We start from the raw sequence: 7,939 nt of genomic DNA, 5'->3' as shown, positions 1-7,939 counted from the left end.
TGGAATAAAAATCCGCCCCCTTACTGGCCGGAGGGATCTTACCGACCGCACCCGTCGTGAGCGTGGCACCGGAGTTGAGAGAGAGCTGGGACGTCCCTACGACAACCAAGCCCTTGGAACTCACGCTCGTATTGTTGATCTGCGTGTTGCCGCCGGCATACATCCAGGCGCCGGCGGTCAGCGCGGCGTTAATGTTGACGGCGGCCTGGGTAGAGGCCGGGCCAGTAGTAGATGCCGCGACTTGAAGGTTTGCAGCGCTGGGGCCGTAAGGGTCGCCGGAAATCGCCAGTCCGCCTGCGCCGGTACTGGCCGAAGCGTCGATGGTCAGCGGCTCCTCTCTTGCGTTGAAGCCGGCGCCCCAGCAGTTCAGGCTGCCTGTAACCGTGCCGTTTGGAATCTTGAACTGGGGGCCGAACGTTCCGTCCACGACGGTCGCGGCGTCCGATGCGCCGGGAACCGCATTATAAGGATTACCACTGACCGGGTTATACCATTCGTTGGCGTTGGAAAGATTCCCGTCGGTGACGAAGCTGTTGTAGCCGGCGTATATCAAGGTGGTACCTGGCGGCTGCTGGGCCCTGGCCGTTCCCATACCCAGCCAGAGCGACACCATCGCGACAATGAGCAACGCTCCCAGGGCGTCCCAATTCCTCTTTGAACCTTTCTCTCGACGCATTATCTCTACCTCTCTTGCGTCGCTCCAATGGCAAAGCGCATGCAAGGTCGATCCGAACTTTCCTTTTGAACGCAGTCTCCCGAGCATGGTTCCCTCCCAGGCATTGAATCATGACTTTGCGTAGCGAAACTCGAATGGCGACCGGGTCTGAATTTTATCGTCGTAGCCTTCGCGTCGCAAACGAAAAATCCTATCCCCTCAAAGACTTATGGCGATAGGCTTTGCCAAAAAGGGCCGACTCAGCCACTACCTCTTGCGACAGCAACGCATGCCAGCTTCGTGGTCTGGTGGCCTAACGCGAGGAAAAGGGGACGCGACTACCGCCGCTCCGACATGAATGGTCGTGTCCAGCACGTCGCCGCACGTAGTTGACTTCTTGCCTTGGTCTTCGGCGGGTCTTGATCGCTATCGAGCCGCTCGCTACCGCGCATCGGTTTGATCGACCGACGTGTCGAACGGCGCGACGAGACACAATCAATCAATCAGGATTCCCCAAGGCTCCGGCTGGCGCCGACGGTTCTCTTTCGACGGACTTCAATACGACGCGCGGTACTCGGGCGGAAGGTAGATCGGTCGCGAGAGTAATTCTTCCTCGGCTTGTCGAGTCAACATCTCACTGGCCAGTCGAATAGCAACTTCTAGCGCGTCTGCGCCATCTTCGTGTTCGCCGCAGGGGAAGTCCCGCAACTGCTCGACCAGAAGCTTCGCTCCCTTCGAGCCCGCCTTGAACCGCAACCGCCGCTGGGACAATAGCGGCGTGAGCCGTCGAATGCGGACCACCTTCGGCACCATATTCTCGACCGTGTCGACCGGCAGTTCAATGCCGCGCTCCTCCGCTCGGCGGATCATGTCTTCGGCGAGCAGTTCCTGAAACTGGTTCGTCTCGACACCGAAGAAGTCGGGGCGGAACTGCAGTTGGATATCCAAGGCCGTCTCCGTGATGATCGACGTGTGCCTGCGATCCAGGTCGGCGTCCACGTAGAGCATGTCATCCGGACCCCAAGCGAGCATGACGAACGCTGAATAGTCGCCGTGCTTCGAGTCCCGCCCCTTGCTGGGATCGAGCGCCACGACCCGACAGAGATGGGAGCCCGGCCGCTCGTCGAACCAGATGTGCGGGCCGAAGAACGACTCGGGCGATTCCAGACCCCCTTCGGCGATCGGGTCCTGCTGGTAGAGCGACCGCCAGTAATAAATCGTCTGTGCCGACCGGGTCTTCTCCAGCTTCTCCGTCGGGTAAAACTCCGGCCACAGCGCCTCGCCCGGCTGGCGTCCCAAGGGATCGTCGGCCTCGGCCAACGCCGGCAGCTTGACGGACCACCACCTCTGCCCGTTCTCCTTGGCTTCCTTGAGCAACCGTCCGGTCAGATCGTCCCGATGCCAGCGGGTTTGGATCACGACCACCAAGGCGCCGGGGCGCAAGCGCGTGCTGGCGGTGGATTGCCACGAGTCCCATTGTTTCTGCCGGATCGCCGGGCTGCGGGCCTCTTCATCATTCTTGATCGGGTCGTCGATGATCAACAGGTGCGCGCCCTTGCCCGTGATCGGTCCGCCGACGCCAGCCGCAGTCATCCCGCCCTCGCGCCCCTCGATGTCCCAGCGATTGACGGCCTTCGAGCGCTTCGAGACCTTCACGCCAAACATCGAACCGTACTGCTCGAGCAGATCGCGGGCCTTCCGTCCCCAGCCGCCGGCGAAGTCGGCCTCGTAGCTGGTGAGGATCACCCGCCGATCCGGAAACGTCCCCAGATACCAGGCCGGGAGATACTTGCTGCACAATTCGCTTTTGCCCTGCTGGGGCGGCATCGAGACGATCACGCCGTAGACCCGCCCGGCTTCCGCCTCGTCGATCGCCTCAGTCAGCACTCGGTCCAGGTAGGCCAGGTGCCGGGCGATCCGCCACTTCCCCTGGCTCGTCGCCGTGACGAACGTCGCCGGGGAGAGCAGCGGCAGGTCCTGCTCCATCTGTCGCAACTCGTCCTCGGTCGCGTAGCGTAGGCCCCCTCTCACGTCTCGATGCCAGTTATGTTCCAGTCCTAGAGTTTTCGTGGAGGTCAATTTGAAGTGAGCCGATGGGACCCGCGCGCCCAAAAACCTTAACCACGCCCGCCGCTGGTTTCCGGCAAACCGTCGAAAGCTAACCCGTCAGCATCCAATTCGTGGCGCAACGCTGGCGTGAAAAGCGGATGGGACTCAACCGTCCTGGGCAACCTTTTCGGGACCGGGCGGTCTTTCAACGGGTCCCTCGACAAGCTAACGCGGTTCGTCTCGACGTCCCCGTCGCTCGTGCGCGAGCCAGACGACGCCCAACTCGTCATTCCGCCTAGCTGAGTATAGACCGTGTTCAGGCTACCCGTAGCGCTGCCGGAGATCGTTGCGACGGCGCCAGTGCCGTTGCCGTTGTCAACACTGGTGAGAATGTAAGGCCATGACCAACTTCTCGAAAGCGTTCCATCGGCCGCCGAACCCCAGCCAGGCGTCGCTTGAAGCTGAGCTTGGACGTAGGGATATTTCAAGTCCAAGTCGAAGCACTGCATTGGATCGCAGCCGTTGGGGTCGATATTGCACCTGAGATTCCATAGCACGATCTCATCGACGCCGGCAGGGTCTGCGTTGTCCCCGCCGACGTCAGTTACGCCGCACGTGCGCGGCGTCCATGATGGCCCAGTCGACGCCCTGCCCTTGAGCGAGATTTCGCAGTCGGTTAGTTGAACTTTTCCGCCGCGTGCGACCACGCCAAAAACGCCACCGTCAGATTGATCCGACGTCGCTCCGATGCTACTGCTCAGCGAGGCGTCGCCAATCAATTTGCATCGCACAATATAGAACTGCTGGCCGTCGCCAGAGTTCTCGGCGGCGATGCAGACGCGACCGGACGTGACTGTCGAATCTATCAAGAGCAGCGTATTTCCGGGCGACCAGTTGTAGACCGCCCAATCATTCGCCTGAATCTCGCAGCGCTGCACGATCGCATGGGCGTACGTTGTTGTCGAGAGAAAACCGACACATCCGCCATCCTGGCCGAGATTCGAAGGCGTCGTGATGAGAGTGCAATCCTCGAGGATCGTGCCCTGTTGCAAGGCGAAGCTGACGCCTTCGCTCTGGCCAGGCGTGACGCCGTCAGCGTCGATGATCTTTTCCGACTTGAGGATCGTGACACCCCGCCCAGACCCTTTTACGAGGCAGGGCGGCAAGTCATAGGGTCCACCTTGTCCGAAGTCAAATGTTCCAGGTTCGATCGTCACGACATCGCCGGCTTTGGCGAAATTGAATGCGGCCTGAACCATCTGCGCTTTCACAACCTCGCTTTCGCCGGCTGGCATCGACGAGGCAAACCGGTACTCCACGCCGCCGCGCTTCACGATTGCATCGCAATTGCCGGGATCGGTTTGACTATTAGGAGTATCTCTGATCGCGAAGTCGCCTAAATCGTTGGCCAGCGAGGGCTTGTTGAACGCGTCGGCAGACCCGGTCGCAGCCACGCTGAGCAGATCAATGCCGGAAGTCCCTTCGGTGGGATTCCTGAAACTATTGCCAATCTCGCCGATCGACTGAAACCCAGAACCGCTCAGCAGACAACGGGATTCGAGCGACTCGAATGCCAAGCGGATGCCCGAGCGCGCGCGGCGCCGACGGCCTAAGCACAATGGAGCGACTGACGACGGACGGCGAGCACGAAGCGCACGGAACGAAAGGCCAAGCGCCATGGACAAGGCACTCCGAGGACCGAAAGGTCAGTTAGATGAGACGGGTTCGAAACGCCTTGCTGCCGTGGAAAGTAGCTCTAATTCAATTCCTCGTCAACCGACAGTTCAAGGGGTTGTGGTTGGTTCGTGTGTGCAGGGCGACGAGCGCTAAAACCTAATGACGGCCTCTTCTTTTACGTCGCCGCCAAGCCACTTGGCCCGATCGTCTTCGTTGAAACCGAACAGCGACAAGTCGAAGTCGAGCGCCTCGAGGTCGTGCAGCCCAAGCGGCAACAGCGCGGCGTCCCACTCGGCCAGCGTGTTGGTCTGGTTGTCGGCGATTCAGTACGCCTTGATCTGAGCCGGTGTGAGATCCTTGGCGGCGTGAACGGGGACCTTGTCGAGGCCGAGCTTCTGAGCCGCTTTCCAGCGGGTGTGGCCGACGATGATCACTCCCTCGATATCGACGACGATCGGCTGCTGAAAGCCGAATTCGCGGATCGAGGCGGCGACCGCGTCCACGGCGGCGTCATTGACGCGAGGGTTCTGGGGATAGGGCTTGATGTCGGAGAGTTTCCGCAGCTCGATCTTCATGGGAGCGCACCTTGAGCACAGGGGATTGTGCTGGTGGCTCCGAGCAACGGAGTGCGGCCCCGGCAATCCAGGGCGGCGGGCAGGCGGACCAGAGAACCGCGTGCTGCTGTTATCGACGATTCATTCTATCGATAATGCGACGGCTGCCAATGATTGAACGTCGCGGCGAGTCAAATCGTTCTTGTCCATTGATTTTTCCTTGGCGACAGTGGTTGAAAGCAGGCGCAAATCTTCGTTGTTGCGGCCGGTATCAAGATGGTCGCCAAGTTGACCTATTCTTGGCGCCGGGCGTCAAAGACTTCGGGATGGTCGTTGCCGTGGCCCGTGGCTTTGTGATCAACCGTGATTGACAAGCGGAGGAACGATTTGTGAGGTCGTAGGCAGGAGCGACTATCGCAGGCCTGCGTCTGAACCTCAAACTTCAATTCGACTGGGCCATCAGGCGCATCCTTGTCGATCGTCACGTTCAATTCATACTCCGCGACGCCTTCCAAAATCCACACGTCCTCCATGAGCGCTTGGTCCTTCAGCGCGCGACCAGTAGGCGCCCGCGCGACCACGGCGGTAGCTCGCTCGCTCTTTTGCAATTCGACCGTCGCGGGCTGAACCGATTTCGAGGAACCGCTAGCGTATAGATGCCAGCCGCGCTTGATGTCGAGATCGACGATTACGCGAAATGTTTCGCCCGGAGCGACTGCCCTTTTGGAACTATAGAGTCGGACCGCGACTGACGGCTCGTGCGATTCGCCATCGGGCTTCGACAGAGTGGTGGCGACTTCACTTGCCGTGTGCTCATCATCGTTGGCTGACTTCGCACTGATTTGATAAGCGGTCGCCAAGAGTATGCTTTCGGCGCTCGAAGGCCTCTGTGCAGCGAAACCGGCGAGCGACGTGAGCGTCTGGCGTCCGACCTCTTGGTAGGCCGTGCGATGGCGCTCCGTGGCAAGTCGCAGCAACAATTCAGCGGCGACACCATTGGCGTTTGGCACGTTACTGCCATCCAATAGGTTTTTGGACCGCAGCAGCGGACCGTCCGCGCCCGAGGGCGTAAAGAAAAAAGCGCCACGCTCGGGGTCCGCAAACTGCTTAAGCATCGAGTCCGAGATCTGCTCGGCGGCGGCCCCCCAGAGGTCGTTTTTGGTCGCTACCTCCAACTCGATCAGTCCACGGCCCAGGTAGGCATAGTCGTCCAAATAACCGGGAATGCGCGCTTGACCCTTCCGATACGTGTGCAGCAAGCGATCGTCTTTCCACATCTCATGGAGAATGAAGGTGGCTGCCGTCACGGCCGTCGCAGTATACTCTGGCTCATCGAGCGTTCGTCCGGCATAAGCCAGGCTGTCGATCATCAACCCATTCCAGCCGGCGAGGACCTTGTCATCCAGGCGCGGGCGGGTACGCTGGTCGCGGACCGCCAATAGTTTTGCCCGCATCGCCGACAGTCTCTCATCGAGCTTGGCGTCCGTGTCGCCGCGATCGCCAGCCCCGCCCTGCCTGACACTATTGCGGGACAGAATGTTCGTGCCCGGCTTTTTTCCACTTCGTTGCTCGACCCAATTCCCGTTGGGTTGAGCGCCATACTCGCGAGCGAAGATCGGGCCATCAGCCTCGCCAAGCGTCTGCAAAAGCGCGCTGTAACTCCAGGAGTAGAACTTTCCCTCTTCGCCTTCGCTCTCGGCGTCCAATGCCGAGTAGAATCCGCCTCGAGAGTCGGTCATTTCACGTTTGACCCACGATTCAATGTCGTGAACCACCTGCTTATATCGTGGATCTTTCGTCAGCAAATACGCGTCCGTATACAAACGCATGAGTTGGGCATTGTCGTAAAGCATTTTCTCAAAGTGCGGCCGAAACCAACTGGCGTCGGTCGAGTAGCGATGAAAGCCGCCGCCGACTTGATCGTGAATGCCGCCGTCGGCCATCGCATCCAACGTGCGCGTGATCATCTTGAGCAGCTGCTTTTCGCCCGTGCGGCGGTATTCTTCCACCAGCAGCAGCAAGCGACCGTGGGGCGGGAATTTTGGTGCGCCGCCAAAACCACCGTGCTGGGAATCGAAGGCCTGAATCGCTTCCATAACCGCCTGATCGATCACGGTTTGATCGAGTGACCGCGCGAGCGAGAAATTTCGCCCGCTGGCGGCGCGGACCGCGTCGGCCAGTTGGCCGGCCTGCTTTTTCACGGCGTCCGGCGACTGCTTCCAAGTCGACGCGATGTGCGTCAAGACTTGTTCAAAGCGGGCTTTAGGTAAGTAATTACCTGCCAGAAACGGTTTGCGGTCTGGCGTGAGCCATAGCGAATTCGGCCAGCCGCCGCCGCCGGTCATTAGCTCGTTGGCCAGCATGTATTGCTCGTCGAGTTCGGGCCGTTCCTCGCGGTCGACCTTGATTGCGATGAAGTTATCGTTGAGCTGCTTGGCGACCCTCTCGTCTTCAAACGATTCGCGTTCCATCACGTGACACCAATAGCAGGTCGAATAGCCGATCGACAAGAAAATCAGCTTATTCTCTTTCTTTGCTCGGTCGAACGCTTCCTGACCCCACGGATACCATTGCACGGGATTGTGGGCGTGCTGAAGCAGATAGGGGCTCGTCTCGATGATCAAATGATTTGTAAAGCCGGACTTTTCTACAGTTTTGGGTTCGGCCCCTAGGCAGAGATTCTCCCGCCGATGAACTCCAGAATATGCGAGCCAAGTGATGCTTGCCGCGACAATCGCCTGAACGACGAACCCTCGGTAGAGACCTACGGCGCCGAACTCTAGTAATCTGTTCACGGCTAACCTTTAGGGGCGAGGGGAGTCGGCTCGATACGCATTCAGAATACTTTCAGAGTCGTTGGAGAGTCGGTATTCTACCGCACAATCGACGCGAATGAACCATCCGGGGACCAACTTTAAACCACGGGACTGAATAGCCGCTGACTCTTCAGCTTGCTGCCCCGGAGACTCATGCGTCACTTCACTGACCCGATGGCGCGCGTCGG

6 protein-coding genes are annotated in these 7,939 nt (G+C 59.6%); all 6 read right to left on the bottom strand.

What is annotated here, in order from left to right:
- Positions 1-676: hypothetical protein (locus VGY55_04335; GenBank protein ID HEV2969195.1), on the bottom strand; the 676-nt coding region annotated here is incomplete at its 3' end.
- A 534-nt stretch (positions 677-1,210) separates the two neighbouring features.
- Positions 1,211-2,686, bottom strand: coding sequence for a phage terminase large subunit (terL, locus tag VGY55_04330; GenBank protein HEV2969194.1), 1,476 nt, complete (start codon positions 2,684-2,686; stop codon positions 1,211-1,213).
- Between the two features lie 86 nt (positions 2,687-2,772).
- Positions 2,773-4,281 carry a hypothetical protein gene (locus tag VGY55_04325; protein HEV2969193.1) on the bottom strand — a complete coding sequence of 503 codons (1,509 nt, stop codon included), beginning with the start codon at positions 4,279-4,281 and terminating at the stop codon, positions 2,773-2,775.
- Positions 4,282-4,530: 249 nt separating this feature from the next.
- A complete protein-coding gene (locus VGY55_04320) occupies positions 4,531-4,656 on the bottom strand; it encodes a hypothetical protein (protein HEV2969192.1) in 126 nt (41 codons plus the stop codon).
- Between the two features lie 48 nt (positions 4,657-4,704).
- The gene (locus VGY55_04315) at positions 4,705-4,956 is read right to left on the bottom strand and encodes a ParB N-terminal domain-containing protein (GenBank protein HEV2969191.1); all 252 of its coding nucleotides are present in this window, start codon (positions 4,954-4,956) and stop codon (positions 4,705-4,707) included.
- Between the two features lie 272 nt (positions 4,957-5,228).
- Positions 5,229-7,730, bottom strand: a complete 2,502-nt coding sequence (locus tag VGY55_04310; GenBank protein HEV2969190.1) for a DUF255 domain-containing protein — start codon at positions 7,728-7,730, stop codon at positions 5,229-5,231.
- Positions 7,731-7,939: the final 209 nt, after the last annotated feature.

The organism is Pirellulales bacterium (assembly GCA_035939775.1).
In the GTDB taxonomy this organism is placed as follows: Bacteria; Planctomycetota; Planctomycetia; order Pirellulales; family DATAWG01; genus DASZFO01.
This window is presented reverse-complemented; position numbering and strand designations above follow the sequence as displayed.

Excerpts from the sequence above, each read along its gene's own strand:
- VGY55_04315 (HEV2969191.1), bottom strand. The coding sequence starts at position 4,956 with ATGAAGATCGAGCTGCGGAAACTCTCCGACATCAAGCCCTATCCCCAG.